This is a genomic window from Myxococcus sp. MH1 (assembly GCF_059738865.1).
In genome coordinates, this window is the sequence record NZ_AP026947.1 from 3,797,236 (window position 1) to 3,812,313 (window position 15,078).

Genomic DNA, 15,078 nt, shown 5'->3' on the forward strand with positions numbered 1-15,078 from the left:
GCCCGTGGCGGTCCTCCGGCCTTTGAACTAGCCTCGCCCCCAGCCATGGCAGTCCTCCGCAACCCCCTCCCGCGCCTGACCCTGGGCGTCACGCTGCTGCTCGCGCCCGCGTCCGTGTGGGCGCAGGCGCCCGCGCCGAGCCCCTCGCCCGTTCCCGCCGCGCCCACTGGGGCCGCGGTCGGGGACGCCGTGGCGCCGCCACAGGCAGGGCAGGGCGCCCCGGCCGCGCCTCCTCCTGCCGCGCCTTCTCCTGCCTCGTCCCCCGTCTGGGAGGACCCGTCCATCAACGCCGCCGCGGCTGCGGAGGCGGAGCCGGAGAGCATGGGCTGGATGCTCGTGCGCACCCTGATGGTCCTGGGCGCGGTGGTGGCGTCCATCTACCTGACGTTGAACGTGGGCCTTCGCCGGCTGATGGGCCTGCAGTCCACCTCGACGGGGCGGCAGACGGTGGTCTCCGTGGTGGAGCGGCTCCCCCTGGACCCCAAGCGCGCTCTCTTCGTGGTGAAGGCCGCGGACGAATACCTGTTGGTGGGCGGCGGCGAGGCGGGCCTGCAGTTGCTGTCGAAGCTGGATGCGGAAGCCGTCGAGCGCATCCGGGCACAGCGCCCGCAGACGAACGTGGTTCCCCTCAGCCCTTTCCTCCAGAAGCTCCTTTCCCGTCGCTCCGGGGGCTCGTCGTCCGAGCCCCCTGGCGCCTGATGGCCCCCTTCCCGTGAACGCCCTGACACCCGCCCTCCCTCGTCTTCCGCGCGTCGCGCCCTGGCTGTTCGCGGCCGTGGTGTCGCTGCATCCCTTCATCGCGCTCGCGCAGAAGAAGCGCCCGGGCGGCATCCCCGACTCCGTCGCCAACGAAGCGGTGAGCGCCGACACCTTCACCTCGCGCCCCCTCGTCCTCATCCTCGCGCTCGCCGCCATGGGCCTGGTGCCCTTCGCGCTGATGATGGTGACGAGCTTCGTGAAGATCTCCGTCGTCCTCTCCATCGTCCGCTCGGCGCTGGGCACCCAGCAGATTCCGCCCACCCAGGTGATTACGGGCCTGGCCGTCATCCTCACCGTCTACATCATGGCCCCGGTGGGCACCTCCATGTACCGGGCCTCCGAGGTGGACATCTGGGACACCGGCGGCGCGGGCAACTTCTCCTCCGCCAAGGTGGGCACGCTCCTGGAGGGCGCCGACCGCGCCAAGGAGCCCCTGCGCGCGTGGCTGATGAAGAAGGTCACCGTGAAGGACCGCTCGCTCTTCTACAACCTCGCCAAGAAGATGCGCACGGGTGAGGACCGCGACTCGGTGAAGAGCGAGGACTTCATGGTCATCATCCCCGCCTTCGTCGTGTCCGAACTGAAGGAGGCCTTCCAGATTGGCTTCCTGCTCTTCGTCCCGTTCATCGTCATCGACATGGTGGTGGCCAACATCCTGCTGGCGCTCGGCATGCACATGCTGTCGCCGACCACCATCTCCATGCCCTTCAAGCTGCTCCTGTTCGTGCTCGTGGACGGCTGGTACCTCATCGCCAAGGGCCTGGTCGTCGGCTACCTGTAAGAGGAAGGCACCCATGAACCAGCTCACGTTCATCACCCAGGAAGCGCTGTTCCTGGTGCTCGTGGTCTCGGCCCCGCCGGTGTTGATGAGCCTGTTGGTGGGCTTCATGATCTCCCTGTTCCAGGCGACCACGCAGATCCAGGAGCAGACGCTCACCTTCGCCCCCAAGGTCATCATCGTCTTCGGGGTGCTCGCCATGACGGGCCCGTGGATCGGCGGCCAGCTGGTGCGCTTCACGTTCCACGTCTTCGACCGGTTCCCCGCCCTCATCAAATGAACGCCGCGGAACTCGTGTCCGAGCTGGCTGCCCGGACCAACTTCTCCGCCGCCATCTTCACGGTCGCCCTGCTCATGTGCCGGGTGATGCCCGTGCTCATCTTCAGTCCGTTCCTGGGCGGTGAGGTGGTGCCCACGGAGATGAAGATGGGCATCGGCCTGACGCTGGCCATCGTCCTGTATCCGTCCATCGCGCACTCGGTGACGACCATCCCCCTGAGCGCGCTGCCGTACATCGCGCTGATGGCCAAGGAGATCTTCATCGGCTTCTCCATGGCCTTCGTCGTCAACGGCGTGTTCGAGGCCGCGCGCATCGCCGGCACGCTCGCGGACACCATGTCCGGCAGCAACAACGCCCAGCTCTACGTGCCGCAGCTGGGGCAGCAGGTCTCGCTCTTCTCCAACCTGAAGGTGCAGCTGTCCGTGGTGCTCTTCCTCACCCTGGACGGCCACCACCTGGTCATCCGTGCCCTGGCGGACAGCCTCACCACGGTGCCACTGGATGGCTTCCCGCGCTTCAGCCAGGGCTCGTGGACCTTCTTCGACGTGCTCATCCGCGTCTTCGCGGACATGCTGCGCGTCAGCCTGGCCCTGGCGGCCCCCGCCACGCTGGCCGCGTTCCTCACCGACGTGGCGCTGGGCGCCATCAACCGCGTGGCGCCGCAGATCCAGGTGTTCTTCATCTCCATGGCCATCAAGCCGCTCGTCGGCGTGCTCATCACCTTCCTGGTGTTGGGGACGTTGATCGGCCGCATCCAGGACGAGCTGGCCCACATGCTGAAGGTGCTCCACGACGCCCTTCGGCTGCTGGCCTAGCGCCCACGGGAACCTCGCGCCCATGTCGGACGATAGTGGAGACAAGACAGAGGAGCCGTCGCAGAAGAAGCTCGACGACTCTCGCAAGAAGGGGCAGGTCTGGAAGAGCAAGGACCTGAGCGGCGTGGCGGTGCTCGTGGTGGGCCTGGCCGCCGTGAAGGCGACCTGGGACAACCTCGAGAAGGAGATCTCCAGTCTCTTCCTCTTCAGCTTCGACCACGTGGCGCGGGGCGGAGACCTGGCCGACGCGACGGGCCAACTGCTCTACCTGGGCGTGCGGGCGCTGCTGCTGGTGACGCTGCCGGTGCTCCTGGGGGGCGCGGTGATTGGCGGGCTGATGGAGTTCCTGCAGGTGGGCTCCCTGTTCACCATGGACCCGCTGATGCCCAAGCTGGACAAGCTCAACCCGCTGGCCGGGTTGAAGAACATGTTCAGCAAGAAGTCGCTGGTGGAGCTGCTCAAGAACCTCATCAAGATTTCCGTCACCGCCTACGTCGTCTACGGCGTGGTGCGCGACGCGATGCCCATGGTGCTGGAGACGGTGCGCCAGGACACTCACACCATCATGGTCATCATGGGGGAGCTGGTGACACGCGTGGCCGCGCGCGTGGCGCTGCTCTTCGTCATCTTCGCCATCTTCGACGTCTGGTGGCAGCGCAAGTCCTTCATGAAGGACATGATGATGTCCAAGGACGATGTGAAGAAGGAGTACAAGGAGAGCGAGGGCGACCCGCATCACAAGGCCAAGCGCAAGGAGTTCCACCAGGAGATCATGGAGGGCCAGCAGATGGAGGCCGTGCGGGACGCGGACGTCATCGTCACCAACCCCGACCACGTGGCCGTCGCCCTCAAGTACGACCGGGAGAAGGACGGCGCCCCTCGCGTGCTCGCCAAGGGCGTGGACCACAAGGCCGAGCGCATCAAGGGCATCGCCCGCGAGCAGGAGGTCCCCACGCTGCGCAACGTGCCGCTGGCGCACGCGCTCCTGCGGGTGGAGGTGGGCCACGAGGTCCCGGAGGAGCTGTACGACGCGGTCGCCGAGGTCCTCAACTTCGTCTACGAGCTGAAGAACGGCGCCCCCCAGGCCCCCGCGGCCCGCGCATGACGGGGTGGGGTGGGGCTACAATCGCCGGGACTTCGCGGAGCTGCCCATGAGTGACGACGCCGAAATCGCCATCGCGCTGAAGTACGACAAGGAGAAGGACGGCGCTCCGCGCGTGGTGGCCAAGGGCCTGCGGCTCAAGGCGGAGAAGATTCGCGCCATCGCCAAGGAGCACGGCATCCCCGTGATGCGCAACATCCCCCTGGCCAACGCGCTTTACCGGGTGGACGTGGGCCAGGAGGTGCCCGAGGAGCTGTACGACGCGGTGGCCGAGGTCCTCAACTTCATCTACGAGCTCCAGCGGGAACAGGCCGCCTCGGGCGGCAGGTAGGCGAGGGGGGCTGGACGGCCCCCCCCTGTCTGGGGTGTGCTCCGGAATCGACGATGGCCAGAATCAACAATCAGCCCCCCGGTGGACCCCAGTGGCCCTGGGGGGGACCCCGCAGCGTCCGTGAGCGGCTGGTCGACCCGTCCCAGGTCGACCGCAAGAAGCTGCGCAAGACGGGCAACCCCAAGAACCCGGCGCTCGCGTCCGCGGCGCTGCTGGACTTCATCGGTCCGGCGCACTCCTCGGAGGAGCTCCGCCTGCCCCTGCCGCCGCACCCCGGCGGACACGAGGCGGACCTGGAGGGCTTCAGTGACAGGCCCCACCTGGCCAGCGTGGCGGGGCGGGGGAGCGACGAGTCGCGCCACCTGCTGGAGCGCGGCCTGTCGCGCATCAACGCCTCGCCGGACCGCCTGGAGCGCCTCAAGGCCCTGCTCCAGCGCGAGGCCTCCATGCTCACCCTGGTGGACCAGGTGAACGAGGAGACCAAGGAGATCATCCGCCGGATGTGGGCGGAGCAGAAGGACGAGGGTTACTAGCGCCATGCCGGAGGACCCTCAGGACGAGGCGCAGCTGGCGGCACGGCTGCAGCGTTGGGCGGACGGCAAGTCCACGCTGCGCGAGGTGCGCGGCTACTCCAACGACGAGCTCTACGCCATCGCCAAGACGGCGTACTTCTTCTTCTACCAGGGGCGCATCAACGAGGCGCGCACGCTCTTCCAGGGCCTGTACGCCGTCAACCCCACGGACGGCTACTTCGCCAAGGCCCTGGGCGTGGTGGAGATGGCCGCCGGGAACGGGCAGGGCGCCCTGGCCGCCTTCGACGTGGCCGCCAAGCTGTCCCCGCAGGACCCCTCCGTCTACGTGGGCCGCGCCGAGGTGAAGCTGGCCCTGGGTCAGAAGCAGCAGGCGCTGGAGGACCTTCGCCGCGCCGCGGCGATGACGCCCCAGGATGATCCCGTGGTGCGCAAGGCCGGCGCCATGGTGACGGCGCTCACCCGCCGTTGAGTCCAGCACGCTCCGGCGTCCGGCTTCGGCCAGACGCCGGGTAGGTGAGCCTGGAACAGTCTGCTAGGCTCGCCGGGTTCACTCACCCCAACCCTCTTTGTGGAGAGGTGGAGAGTCATTCGATGAGCACGCAGAAGGCGAAGATGGGCGCGCTGCCGCCAGAGCCCGCGGCGCTGGTGGAGAAGCGCGAGAAGCTGCTGGCGGAGCTGGAGACGCAGTCGAAGACGGCCCAGGGCACCTTCCTCCAGGTCGTCCGCACCATGAAGATGCTGGTGTCGTCCACCACGCCGGGCGCCCCGTTCGACGAGCGCCTCTACGGCGACGTGTCCAGCGCGCTCGAGCGCTTCATGGCCGACCCCATCCTCCCGGTGCCTCCCGCGTTGGGCATGGTGGTGACGTACCTGTCGGAGCGCCTGAACACCTACGGGATGACCATCCAGAACGCCGTCAAGGAGGCGAACCCGGAGATGCACGCGAAGCTCGCGTTCACGCCTCCGAGCGCCCAGCCGGCCCCCGCACCGGCGGCGCCGGCCGCCGCGGCCCGCGCCCCCGCCGCCAAGGATGGCTTCGAGAGCGGCTCTTCTCGCCGGGCCCTGGCGCTGGACCCCGAGGCCAACCCCCCTCCGCCCGCGGCGGACCCGAAGCAGGAGCAGCAGAAGCTGGAGGGTTTCAAGGCCTGGATGAAGAACCCGAGCCTTGGAAAGATCAAGGGTTAGGCCTGTTTCCGGAGGGGACCCGGGACGGGCGGATAAGCCGGAAATGATCCGGATAATTCGCAGGAAACTTCTGGCCCCCTCCCCCGATAATCTTTTTGTAGCCGCCGCTGCACTTCACCTCGCAGCACTCACGAATTAATCACAGGAGAACGTCCATGAGCATCTCTGCCAACTTCAACGCCGCTGCGAGCAGCATCCTGGCCGGTTCCAAGGCCTCCAACGACATGATCGCGGCGGCCCCGAAGGATCAGCAGCCGTTCCTCCGCGCGCAGGAGCAGATGCAGCGCGAGGCGAAGCTGGTGGAGCTCATCTCCAACTCGATGAAGGCCATCGAGAAGATGCAGAGCGCCATCACCAGCAACATGCGCTAATTCGGTTCAGCGCTGGTCGCAGCACCCTGGCCTCGCAACAGCTCTCCGAGCTGCTGCGGGGCCGGTTCATTTCTGGCCGCCGGTGGACACGCGGCCCTCGAGCGTCCGAAACTTTCCGCGCCGCTCCACGAGAATTCCTTCAACCCTACCTTTTGGAGAAATCCATGGTCGCTCCCGTCAATGGCGGTCCCCGCTATACCTCCTCGACGCAGAAGACCGCGTCCGAGTCTTCCACCCAGACGCCGTCGGATCCGGCCGCGGAGCGGGCCAAGCAGCAGGCCACCATGGATGGAATCCGCAAGAAGGACCCGAGCAAGCTGACCGGCGCGGACCGCGACAACTACGCGAGCGCCCTGGGCACGGACAAGATCCTGGAGAACAAGGCGTTCCTCGGCTTCTTCCCCGACTCCGTGTCGGAGACCATCGCCAAGAAGCTGGACGAGGACGTCGCCAGCTTCATGAAGCAGAACCCCAACGCGTCCCTGAAGGACATCGACAAGCACGTCGACGACCGCTTCAAGGCGCAGATGTTCAGCGCGGTGGTGGCCCAGAAGGGCGTGGACATGGCCATCGCCAACCTGAAGAAGCAGTTGCAGAAGACGCGCGACGGCTTCGACGATTAGCTCGCTCGGCGTCTCCTGACTGGTGGGCCTGCTGGAGGCGGGCTAGACTCCAGGCCGCCTCCATGTTCCGCCCCGGGAATGAGTCCAGATGACGACGACCCAAGCCAAGGCGCCGGTCTCCGAGAATGATGTGAAGCCGCTGTCCGGTCCGGCGCTGCTGGAGCGGGCCACGCAGGGCTTCGACCTGTTCCAGGAAGGCCGCTTCCAGGAGTCGCTGGCCCTCTTCGAGGAGCTGGCCGCGATGGATGGCTCGGAGGCGTACTTCCAGACCGCCCTCGGCGCCTGCCACCTGGCGCTGGAGAACCTGGACCAGGCGGAGGCCTTCTTCAACCGGGCCATCGAGCTGGACCCCTCGGACCTGACGCCGTTCGTCAACCGGGGTGAGGTCCATCTGCGCCAGGGCAAGGTGATGGAGGCGGCGCGTGACTTCAACCACGCGGTGTCCCTGGACCCCGAGGGCAAGGACCCCTTGAGCGCTCGCGCGCGGATGCTGGCGGCCGCCGCCCTGGAGAGCGTGGAGGAGGCCCAGTCCGGCGCCCCCGAGCGCGACTCCGGCTCCGAGCGTCCCTGAAGTCCCCCCGTCTCCCCCCTGGACGGAACACCCCCGCCCGGCTCGTGAGGCCCCCCTTGGGCCCGGGGCCGGGCGCGGACTAGGATGGGTATCCTCTGATGTCCGCCTCCAATCCGAACAGCTTCCTCTCGAAGTACTCCGACATCGTCCTGGCTGTTGTCGTGGTGGCCATCGTCGGGATGATGATCGTCCCGCTGCCGCCGCTGCTGCTGGACGTGCTGCTGACGCTGAACATCAGCATCTCGGTGGTGCTGCTGCTGGTGTCCCTCTACGTGCCAGCGGCGCTGCACCTGTCGGTGTTCCCGACGCTCCTGCTCATCACCACGATGTTCCGGCTGTCGCTGACCATCTCCACCACGCGGCTCATCCTGCTGACGGGAGATCCGGGTGAGGTGGTGGTCGCCTTCGGAAACTTCGTGGTGCAGGGCAACTTCGTCGTCGGCGCCATCCTGTTCCTCATCCTGGTCATCGTGAACTTCATCGTCATCTCCAAGGGCTCGGAGCGCGTCGCCGAAGTGGCCGCGCGCTTCACCCTGGACGCGATGCCGGGCAAGCAGATGTCCATCGACGCGGACCTGCGCGCGGGCTCCATCGACCAGGACCAGGGCAAGAAGAAGCGCCGCGACCTGGAGCGCGAGAGCCAGCTGTTCGGCGCCATGGACGGCGCCATGAAGTTCGTCAAGGGCGACGCCATCGCCAGCATCATCATCACCGTCGTCAACATCGTCGGTGGCCTCATCATCGGCGTGACGCAGAAGGGCATGTCCGCGGCCGACGCGGCCCAGAAGTACACGCTGCTCACCATCGGTGACGGCCTGGTCGGCATGATTCCCGCCATCCTCATCTCCACCTGCGCCGGCATCATCGTGACGCGCGTCGGCGGCGAGGAGGAGGGGGCCCACCTGGGCAAGGACATGGGCAGCCAGCTCACCGCCTACCCGAAGGCCATCGCCATCGCCGCGGGCATGCTCATCATCCTGGGCCTGGTGCCGGGTCTGCCGAAGATTCCCTTCTTCCTGTTGGGCTTCGGCGCGGGCTTCGGCGCGTGGACGATGCTCAAGAAGCAGAAGGAAGCGCAGATGGTGGAGGAGGCCGGGCCGGCCATGGAGTCGGACCTGGGCACGCCGATGTCGTCGGAGCCGGCGCCCAAGGAGCCGATGAACCCGGACTCCGAGCTCTTCATCCCCGTCGTCACGCCCATCGTCCTGGAGGTCTCCGACGCGCTGGTGCCGTACGTGGACTCGCGTCAGGACAACGGCAAGTTCCTCTTCGAGCTCATCCCGTTCATGCGCGATGGCCTCTTCGTGGAGCTGGGAGTCCGCTTCCCGGGCGTGCGCGCGCGCGGCAACTCGTCGCTGCCGCCGGGGGCGTACCAGATTCAAATCAACGAGGTGCCCGTCGTCACCGGGCAGGCCACGCTGGGCCACGTGCTCGTCAACGACACGGTGGACCGCCTGCGCCTGATGAACATCCAGGGCTTCGAGGCCATCAACCCCGCCACCCGCCAGCCGGCCGCGTGGGTGCCCGAGCAGCACCGCGACACGCTGGAGGCCGCGGGCCTGACGACGTGGGACGTGCCCGGCTACATCATCCTCCACGTGGCGGCCATCCTCCGGCGCAACGCGCGGGAGTTCGTCGGCGTGCAGGAGACGCAGACGATGCTGGAGCAACTGGAGAAGGCCTTCCCCGCCATCGTCAAGGAGGTCATCCCCAAGGTCGTCAACGTCCTGAAGCTCACGGACATCCTCCAGCGCCTGGTGGAGGAGGAGATCTCCATCCGTGACCTGCGCGGCATCCTCCAGGCCCTGTCGGAGTACGGCCAGGTGGAGGCGGACAACGTGATGCTCACCGAGCACGTCCGCGCCTCGCAGCGCCGCTACATCTCCCACAAGTACGCGCGCGGCAGCGGCACGCTGGTGGTCTACCTGCTGGACCCCAACATCGAGGAGGCCATCCGCGGCTCCATCAAGCGCACCTCGGCGGGCGCGCACCTGGCGCTCGAGCCGGAGCTGGCGCAGGAGATCGTCCAGGCCGTGCGCTCGGAGTGTGGCCACCTGCCGCCGTCCGCCCAGCGCCCCGTCATCCTCACCGCCATGGACATCCGGCGCTACGTGCGCAAGCTGCTGGAGTACGAGTTCAACCCCTCGTTCTCCGTGCTGAGCTACCAGGAGCTGTCCCCCGAGCTGAACATCCAGCCGGTGGCCCGCATCTCCACCCGGTAGTCCCGGGGCAGGGCAGGGCGCGGGGGCGTCACTTCCGACCCCCGCCGTCGTGATCGGAATCCTCGCGTTTCAACGCAACTCGCGAGGCAGGACACCGACAATGGAAGGAAGGCGGGAGTGCGTGCTCTCCAGCGCGGATTCCCCGAGATTCGGGAGGAAGTCATGACGAGTGTCAATCAGGCCGGCAACGCTTCCCGCACCCTCAGCACTGGCAGCACGAAGGTCGGGCTGAGCGATGCGGAGCTGACGAAGAACCTCGGTCTCATCGAGAAGACGGTGGAGAGCGCGTTCGCGGACATCGAGTCCGCGGTGAAGGCGCTCAACCAGCTCAGCGAGAACTCGTTCTCGACCGAGCCGGTCCGGGTGAGCGACCTGACCGCGACGGTGGACTCCGGCAACGTGTTCCCCACGGAGAAGCCGCTCATCGACGAGAACACCTTCCGCCCGGCGGACAAGCTGAAGGTGGACGACAAGGGCACCATCACCACGCCGGGCGGCTACAAGATCGAGCAGCTGGGCCAGTTCGAGTGGAAGATCTCCGGTCCGGACGGCAAGAGCACCCGCATCTGGGGCGACCCGCACGTCGACGAGAGCGACGGCGGCAAGTTCGACTTCAAGCGCAACACCACGTTCCAGCTGCCGGACGGGACGGAGATCAACTGCACCACCGTGCCCTGGGGCAACAACGGGATGACGGTGACGGGCAAGCTGGACATCACCAACGGCGCGGACCACATCGCCGTCACGGACATCGACAAGGGCAAGGGCAAGGTCGGTGAGCTGACCAAGGACGGCTACGAGACGACCGTCGCCTTCCAGTGGAACGATACCTTCCAGAACAACAGCCGGGACCTGCTCGTCATGGGCAAGGACTCCGACGACTGGGCCAACCAGGGCAAGGAAGTCCTGGGCGACGAGGGCGGCGGCGCCACCTTCAAGCACGGCAAGGACCTGGAGTTCCAGTACAAGGACACCCCCTCGGTGCTCAACCTGCTGCCCGAGCCGGCCAAGGACAAGAAGGACACGTCCAAGGCGGGGGACGTCACCCAGCAGCGCGACGCGCTGATGCAGAAGGTGAACGACCACATCACCCAGGCCCTCGCCGTGCTGGGCAAGCCGAAGGAGTCCGAGAAGGAGCAGCCCCTCGAGGACCGCTTCAAGTCCGTCGCCGACATGTTCAAGGCGCTGGATGAGATCAACTCGCTGAATGATATGGTCAAGCCGCGCAGCAACATCTTCATCTGACCCATGGCAACAAGAGGGGCCCTGTCCGAGGGGCCTCTCGCGAGGTGGTCTTGAGCGGCAAACCGGAGAGCGGTGGAACGCCGGACGTGCGGATTCCGAAGGCCCTGGTGGACAAGCTCGTCAAGGGCGAGCTCCAGCTGGGCCAGTTCCTGGGAATGACACGTGAGCGGCTCTTCGAGTACGCCGCCGTGGGCCACAAGATGCTCCAGGCCGGCCGTACCCGGCTGGCGCTGGACATCTTCCAGGGCCTGACGGCGGCCGCGCCGCAGGAGCCCGCCTTCCACACCCAGCTGGCCGCCACGCTGCTGACGATGGAGCGCGTGGACGCCGCGTTCGACGCCTACCAGCGCGCGCTCGCGTTGGATGGCTCGCACGGCGACGCGCTGGTGGGCCGCGGCGAAATCCTGCTGCGCCGGGGCAACGTCCCGGAGGGCCTCAAGGACCTGAGTCGGGCCATCGAGCTGGACCCGGGCCTGAAGAAGCGCTCCACCCAGCGCGCCAAGGGCACGCTGCTCGCGCTGAAGAAGCAGGCCGAGACGCTCAAGGCCGCCCGGCCGAAGCGCTGACGTGACGCCGTCCCCGCGGTGAGTGCGTGCGGGCGCGCAGGTCGCGCCCGCGCCTCAGGCGCCGGCGACCACGGCGATGAGCAGCACCAGGAACACCAGCCCCACCACGCCCATGACGACGAGCGGGACGAGCTTCTGCTTGTCCTTGAGCATCGCCATGGCGCCGCCCGGAGCGACCTCGTCCGGGACGGAGTTCTCCTGGGAGGACTGGATGGGCTCCTCGATGGGGCCGGGCTCGGGCTCGGGTTCCGGCTCCGGGGGAGCGGGCTCCGGCTCCGGCTCCGGGGGAGCGGGCTCGGGCTCCGGCTCCGGAGGCTTCTCCTTTCGCACCGGCGCGGGGCGCGAGGGCGACGGAGGCGGGGCCTTCTTCACGTCGGTGGCGAGCTGGACGGGCTCCTCGGCGGGCTCGGCCGGGTCGACGTAGAGGAAGCGCGTGCCGCCCACCTCCACCTCGTCGTTGTCCTTGAGCGCCTTGCGGTTCACCCGCTTCTTGTTGACCTTGATGCCGTTGCGGCTGCCCAGGTCCTCCACGTGGGTTCCGGACCAGTCGCGGCGGATCTTCGCGTGCTTGCGCGAGGTGAGGTCGTCCTTGAGGACGATGTCCACCTCCTTCTCGTCCCGGCCGATGACCAGCTCGGACGCGTCCGCGATTTCGATGCGCTCGCCCTCGCGGGGGCCGTTCATGATGCGCAGGTAGCGCTCCTCCGAGGAGGACAGTCCGCGCATCACGTCCTTCAGGTTGTCGCGCGCGATGAAGGACGTCTTCTCCGACGTGGCGTCCCCGTTGATGAGCTCCGTCACCTTGTCGAAGCGCACGTCGTACTGCGCGATGGCGATGACGTCGCCGTTGCGCAAGAGGCGCTTCTCGCCCTTGGGCAGGGGCTTGCCGTTGACCTGGGTGCCATAGGCGCTGCCCAGGTCCTCCAGGAAGAAGAGCGTGCCCTCCTGGCAGATGCGCGCGTGGTTGCGCGACACCGCCTGCTGGGCCAGCACCACCTGGCAGGACTTGTCTCGCCCCAGCGTGATGACCGATTCGGTGAGGACGTGCTCGGTGCCCTTGGCTCCGGCCTCGCTGCGCTGCGTGACGGTGAGACGGACGCTCATCGAGGGGGTGGTGCTTGCAGGGAACTGCGGGGCATCAGAACGTCGCGTTGCTCAGGTACTTCTCGCACGTCTGATACTCGGTGGGGAACTCTTCGGAAGTCGCATACTTCAGGAAGTTCTTGCAGGCCACCTCGGCGTGCTCGTGCTTGTTGGCGTCCTGGAAGAGCTCGAAGAGTCCGAAGTGGCAGGGGGCGTACTTCCCATCCAGCTTCACGCACTTCTTGTAGGTGGTCTCCTCCTCGGCCAGAAGCCCCTTCTCGCGGAAGGTGCGGGCGAGGGTGAAGAGCGCGGGGGCGGAGTTCTCCGCCTGCTGGGTGTCCTTGACCTCACGCAGGCCCGCGTCCGTGAGCGCCGCCTTGCGCTGGGCCAGGGCGAGGTTGTTGACGCAGCTGGTCAGCTTGGCGTCCAGCTGGATGCAGTTGGCGAAGGCCTCGCGCGCGTCGACGAAGCGGCCCAGCTCCATCAGCGTGTTGCCGTAGTCGTGCCAGACGTCGGGGTTGTTCGGGTCCGTCGCGGCGGACTGGGCCATGTGCTCGGCGGCCTCTTCGTACTGGTCCTCCTCGAAGGCGATGATGCCCAGCGAGTGGTGGGCGGCGGCCAGGTTCGGATTGATGGCGAGCAGGGTGCGGAACTCCTTCTTCGCCTCCGTGTACTTCTTCATCTTCATCATCGTGACGGCGAGGCTGTAGCGCGTGTCCAGGTTGTCCGGGTTCACCTTCAGGGCGCGCCGGTAGTTGTCGTGCGCCTTCCCGTAGGCTCCCTCCTCCGCGTAGAGGTAGCCCAGGTTCTGGTAGGACTGGAGGTGCTCCTGGTTGTAGCGCAGGGCCTTGATGAAGTGCTTCTTCGCGTCCTCCTTGCGGCCGGCCATCATCGCGATGATGCCCTTGTTGGCCCACAGGTCCGCGTACTGCGGCGAGAACTCCAGGCCCAGGTCGCAGTAGACCTCCGCCTTCACCAGGTTCTGGGCGTGCAGCTCCTGGGCGCAGAGCTCGTTGTTGATGAGCGCGCGCTCATGCGGCGGCGGCGTGGACAGACAGCCGGCGAGCGGAAGCGTGCAGACCAGGGAAAGCGCGGTGACGAGACGGGCAAGACGCATGGCCGACCGAGTGTAGGAGAGCGCCTCCTTTGGCGCAACGCCTCGGCGGGGCCTGAATCCGGGCTGATTTCGGTGGGTTGCACGATTAGAGTGGCCGCCCATGCGTACCTTGCTCTGTGCTTTCACCTTCGCGCTGGCCCTGCTCGGGGCGGCCCCGGCTCACGCCCAGTTCGCCAATCGCAGCCTCGGGTTGTCGCTGGGTTACATGGACTTCAACCGCACCAAGGGGTTGGACGACGCCTTCTTCCTGGGCATCGACGCGAGCCTCTATATCGAGAACGGCTTCGAGCTGGTGTCCCTGTCGAAGGTGGCCTTCCCCCGCGACACGACGGACCCGGCGCGCAAGCGCGTGGTGGGCCTGGCCCCGTCGCTGGGCATCCGCTACCTGCTGATGGAGGAGAGCATCCGCCCCTACCTCGGCTCCGACATCAGCTACCTCATCGTCTTCAAGGAGAGCATGAGCAACTTCGTCGGCATCGGGCCCAATGCCGGCGTGGACTTCTTCATGTCGGACTCGGTGAGCGTGGGGCTCAGGGCGCAGTACAACTTCTACATCGCGCTCAACGAGAAGACGCAGAACTCGCTGACGTTGTCAGCGGGCGTGGCGGCGTACTTCTAGCGCTTGGGCAGGAGGGCCGCGGCGACGAGCAGCGTCCATTTCTCGTCGGACAGGTGGGCGGGCTTCTCCATCGCCAGCGCGTCCTGCAGCCGTGCGCCGAGCGCGGCGAACAGGCGCAGGCGGGCCTCCATGCGCAGCTCGTCCCGGCGGAGGACGGCGGTGAGCACCAGCTCCCGCTCCTCCGTGGACAGCCGCTTCACGCGTGAGACGAAGAGCGGATCCGCCAGCAGGCCCTCCTCGCCGGAGGCGTTGATGGCGGAGGGCACCTTCAGCCGCCGCTCCCGCACGACGATGGTGCCGGCGAGCATGTCCCCCAGCCGCTGCTGCGAGCCGGAGACGAGCGCCGTCACGCCACCCACCAGGTACAGCAGGGGGAGCCGGTCCACGGGACGGGCTAGGTTGCGCAGCGCCGCGTGGTAGAAGCCGATGCGCACGCCGCTCTCCTGGATGACCCGCAGGGACAGGGCGCGCTTGCCCACCGTCTGGCCGCTCCAGAGCGTCTCCAGGGTGATGCCGTAGCCCCAGTCCACCAGGAAGTACACGACGATGCCCAGCGCGCTCGCGACGCCGGGGAAGGCGGCCATGACCAGGCTCAGCCCCAGGATGACGGCGAGGCTGATGACCACGACGATGACCGAGTCCAGGAGCCACGCCAGGAAGCGCGAGTACAGGCCCGCGAGCGTGAAGCGGAACTCCACGTACTCCGGTGTGAGCACCGTGTGGGTGCCGTCCAGCAAGGTGTCGGTGGCCGTCGTCACGGCGGGCAGTGTAGCCGGCTCTCCGGGCATGCGGGGGAGCATGGGGGGATGCGGGTATTCCCAGGTGAGCCCTTCGGGGGCCCTGCCTGGCCGACCACCCGGCGAGTGCCCCGTGGGGGG

At 67.4% G+C, this 15,078-nt stretch carries 19 protein-coding genes; 16 read left to right on the plus strand and 3 right to left on the minus strand.

Features of this window, described 5'->3' with window-relative positions; translation table 11 throughout:
* Positions 1 to 45: 45 nt before the first annotated feature.
* From AC6JA9_RS15160 to AC6JA9_RS15230, 15 genes are all read left to right on the plus strand, one after another.
* Positions 46 to 699 carry a FliO/MopB family protein gene (locus AC6JA9_RS15160; RefSeq protein WP_223783101.1) on the plus strand — a complete coding sequence of 218 codons (654 nt, stop codon included), beginning with the start codon at positions 46 to 48 and terminating at the stop codon, positions 697 to 699.
* A 13-nt stretch (positions 700 to 712) separates the two neighbouring features.
* The gene (sctR, locus tag AC6JA9_RS15165) at positions 713 to 1,540 is read left to right on the plus strand and encodes a type III secretion system export apparatus subunit SctR (protein WP_223746595.1); all 828 of its coding nucleotides are present in this window, start codon (positions 713 to 715) and stop codon (positions 1,538 to 1,540) included.
* A gap of 13 nt (positions 1,541 to 1,553) precedes the next feature.
* On the plus strand, positions 1,554 to 1,817 hold the full coding sequence (gene fliQ / locus AC6JA9_RS15170; protein ID WP_223746596.1) for a flagellar biosynthesis protein FliQ: 264 nt from the start codon (positions 1,554 to 1,556) through the stop codon (positions 1,815 to 1,817).
* Positions 1,814 to 2,632, plus strand: coding sequence for a flagellar biosynthetic protein FliR (locus tag AC6JA9_RS15175; protein ID WP_046712712.1), 819 nt, complete (start codon positions 1,814 to 1,816; stop codon positions 2,630 to 2,632). Before fliQ ends, AC6JA9_RS15175 begins: the two co-directional genes overlap by 4 nt.
* Positions 2,633 to 2,654: 22 nt before the next feature.
* The gene (gene sctU / locus AC6JA9_RS15180) at positions 2,655 to 3,737 is read left to right on the plus strand and encodes a type III secretion system export apparatus subunit SctU (protein WP_223746598.1); all 1,083 of its coding nucleotides are present in this window, start codon (positions 2,655 to 2,657) and stop codon (positions 3,735 to 3,737) included.
* 46 nt (positions 3,738 to 3,783) lie between these two features.
* Positions 3,784 to 4,065 carry an EscU/YscU/HrcU family type III secretion system export apparatus switch protein gene (locus AC6JA9_RS15185; protein ID WP_141323021.1) on the plus strand — a complete coding sequence of 94 codons (282 nt, stop codon included), beginning with the start codon at positions 3,784 to 3,786 and terminating at the stop codon, positions 4,063 to 4,065.
* Between the two features lie 53 nt (positions 4,066 to 4,118).
* Positions 4,119 to 4,598, plus strand: a complete 480-nt coding sequence (locus AC6JA9_RS15190) for a hypothetical protein (protein WP_141323022.1) — start codon at positions 4,119 to 4,121, stop codon at positions 4,596 to 4,598.
* Between the two features lie 4 nt (positions 4,599 to 4,602).
* Positions 4,603 to 5,067 carry a SycD/LcrH family type III secretion system chaperone gene (locus AC6JA9_RS15195; protein ID WP_074957228.1) on the plus strand — a complete coding sequence of 155 codons (465 nt, stop codon included), beginning with the start codon at positions 4,603 to 4,605 and terminating at the stop codon, positions 5,065 to 5,067.
* Positions 5,068 to 5,189: 122 nt separating this feature from the next.
* The gene (locus AC6JA9_RS15200) at positions 5,190 to 5,783 is read left to right on the plus strand and encodes a hypothetical protein (RefSeq protein WP_223746599.1); all 594 of its coding nucleotides are present in this window, start codon (positions 5,190 to 5,192) and stop codon (positions 5,781 to 5,783) included.
* A gap of 155 nt (positions 5,784 to 5,938) precedes the next feature.
* Positions 5,939 to 6,154, plus strand: a complete 216-nt coding sequence (locus tag AC6JA9_RS15205) for a hypothetical protein (RefSeq protein ID WP_223746600.1) — start codon at positions 5,939 to 5,941, stop codon at positions 6,152 to 6,154.
* Positions 6,155 to 6,318: 164 nt separating this feature from the next.
* Positions 6,319 to 6,777 carry a hypothetical protein gene (locus tag AC6JA9_RS15210; protein WP_223746601.1) on the plus strand — a complete coding sequence of 153 codons (459 nt, stop codon included), beginning with the start codon at positions 6,319 to 6,321 and terminating at the stop codon, positions 6,775 to 6,777.
* Positions 6,778 to 6,865: 88 nt separating this feature from the next.
* On the plus strand, positions 6,866 to 7,348 hold the full coding sequence (locus tag AC6JA9_RS15215) for a tetratricopeptide repeat protein (RefSeq protein WP_223746602.1): 483 nt from the start codon (positions 6,866 to 6,868) through the stop codon (positions 7,346 to 7,348).
* A gap of 98 nt (positions 7,349 to 7,446) precedes the next feature.
* Positions 7,447 to 9,570: a type III secretion system export apparatus subunit SctV gene (gene sctV / locus AC6JA9_RS15220; RefSeq protein ID WP_223746603.1), complete on the plus strand. Its 2,124-nt coding sequence runs from the start codon at positions 7,447 to 7,449 to the stop codon at positions 9,568 to 9,570.
* Positions 9,571 to 9,732: 162 nt separating this feature from the next.
* The gene (locus AC6JA9_RS15225; RefSeq protein ID WP_223746604.1) at positions 9,733 to 10,815 is read left to right on the plus strand and encodes a DUF1521 domain-containing protein; all 1,083 of its coding nucleotides are present in this window, start codon (positions 9,733 to 9,735) and stop codon (positions 10,813 to 10,815) included.
* A gap of 44 nt (positions 10,816 to 10,859) precedes the next feature.
* Positions 10,860 to 11,381 (plus strand): tetratricopeptide repeat protein, encoded by a 522-nt coding sequence (locus AC6JA9_RS15230; protein WP_370640324.1) that lies wholly within the window; start codon positions 10,860 to 10,862, stop codon positions 11,379 to 11,381.
* A gap of 54 nt (positions 11,382 to 11,435) precedes the next feature.
* On the opposite strand, the gene AC6JA9_RS15235 is transcribed toward AC6JA9_RS15230, so the two are convergent.
* On the minus strand, positions 11,436 to 12,485 hold the full coding sequence (locus tag AC6JA9_RS15235) for an FHA domain-containing protein (protein WP_223746606.1): 1,050 nt from the start codon (positions 12,483 to 12,485) through the stop codon (positions 11,436 to 11,438).
* Positions 12,486 to 12,519: 34 nt separating this feature from the next.
* Positions 12,520 to 13,581 carry a tetratricopeptide repeat protein gene (locus AC6JA9_RS15240; protein WP_223746607.1) on the minus strand — a complete coding sequence of 354 codons (1,062 nt, stop codon included), beginning with the start codon at positions 13,579 to 13,581 and terminating at the stop codon, positions 12,520 to 12,522.
* Between the two features lie 100 nt (positions 13,582 to 13,681).
* Here AC6JA9_RS15240 and AC6JA9_RS15245 point away from each other — a divergent pair, with 100 nt between their 5' ends.
* Positions 13,682 to 14,200, plus strand: a complete 519-nt coding sequence (locus tag AC6JA9_RS15245; protein WP_223746608.1) for an outer membrane beta-barrel protein — start codon at positions 13,682 to 13,684, stop codon at positions 14,198 to 14,200.
* On the opposite strand, the gene AC6JA9_RS15250 is transcribed toward AC6JA9_RS15245, so the two are convergent.
* Positions 14,197 to 15,000, minus strand: a complete 804-nt coding sequence (locus tag AC6JA9_RS15250; protein ID WP_370640325.1) for an RDD family protein — start codon at positions 14,998 to 15,000, stop codon at positions 14,197 to 14,199. The two genes, AC6JA9_RS15245 and AC6JA9_RS15250, sit on opposite strands and share 4 nt — an antisense overlap.
* Positions 15,001 to 15,078: the final 78 nt, after the last annotated feature.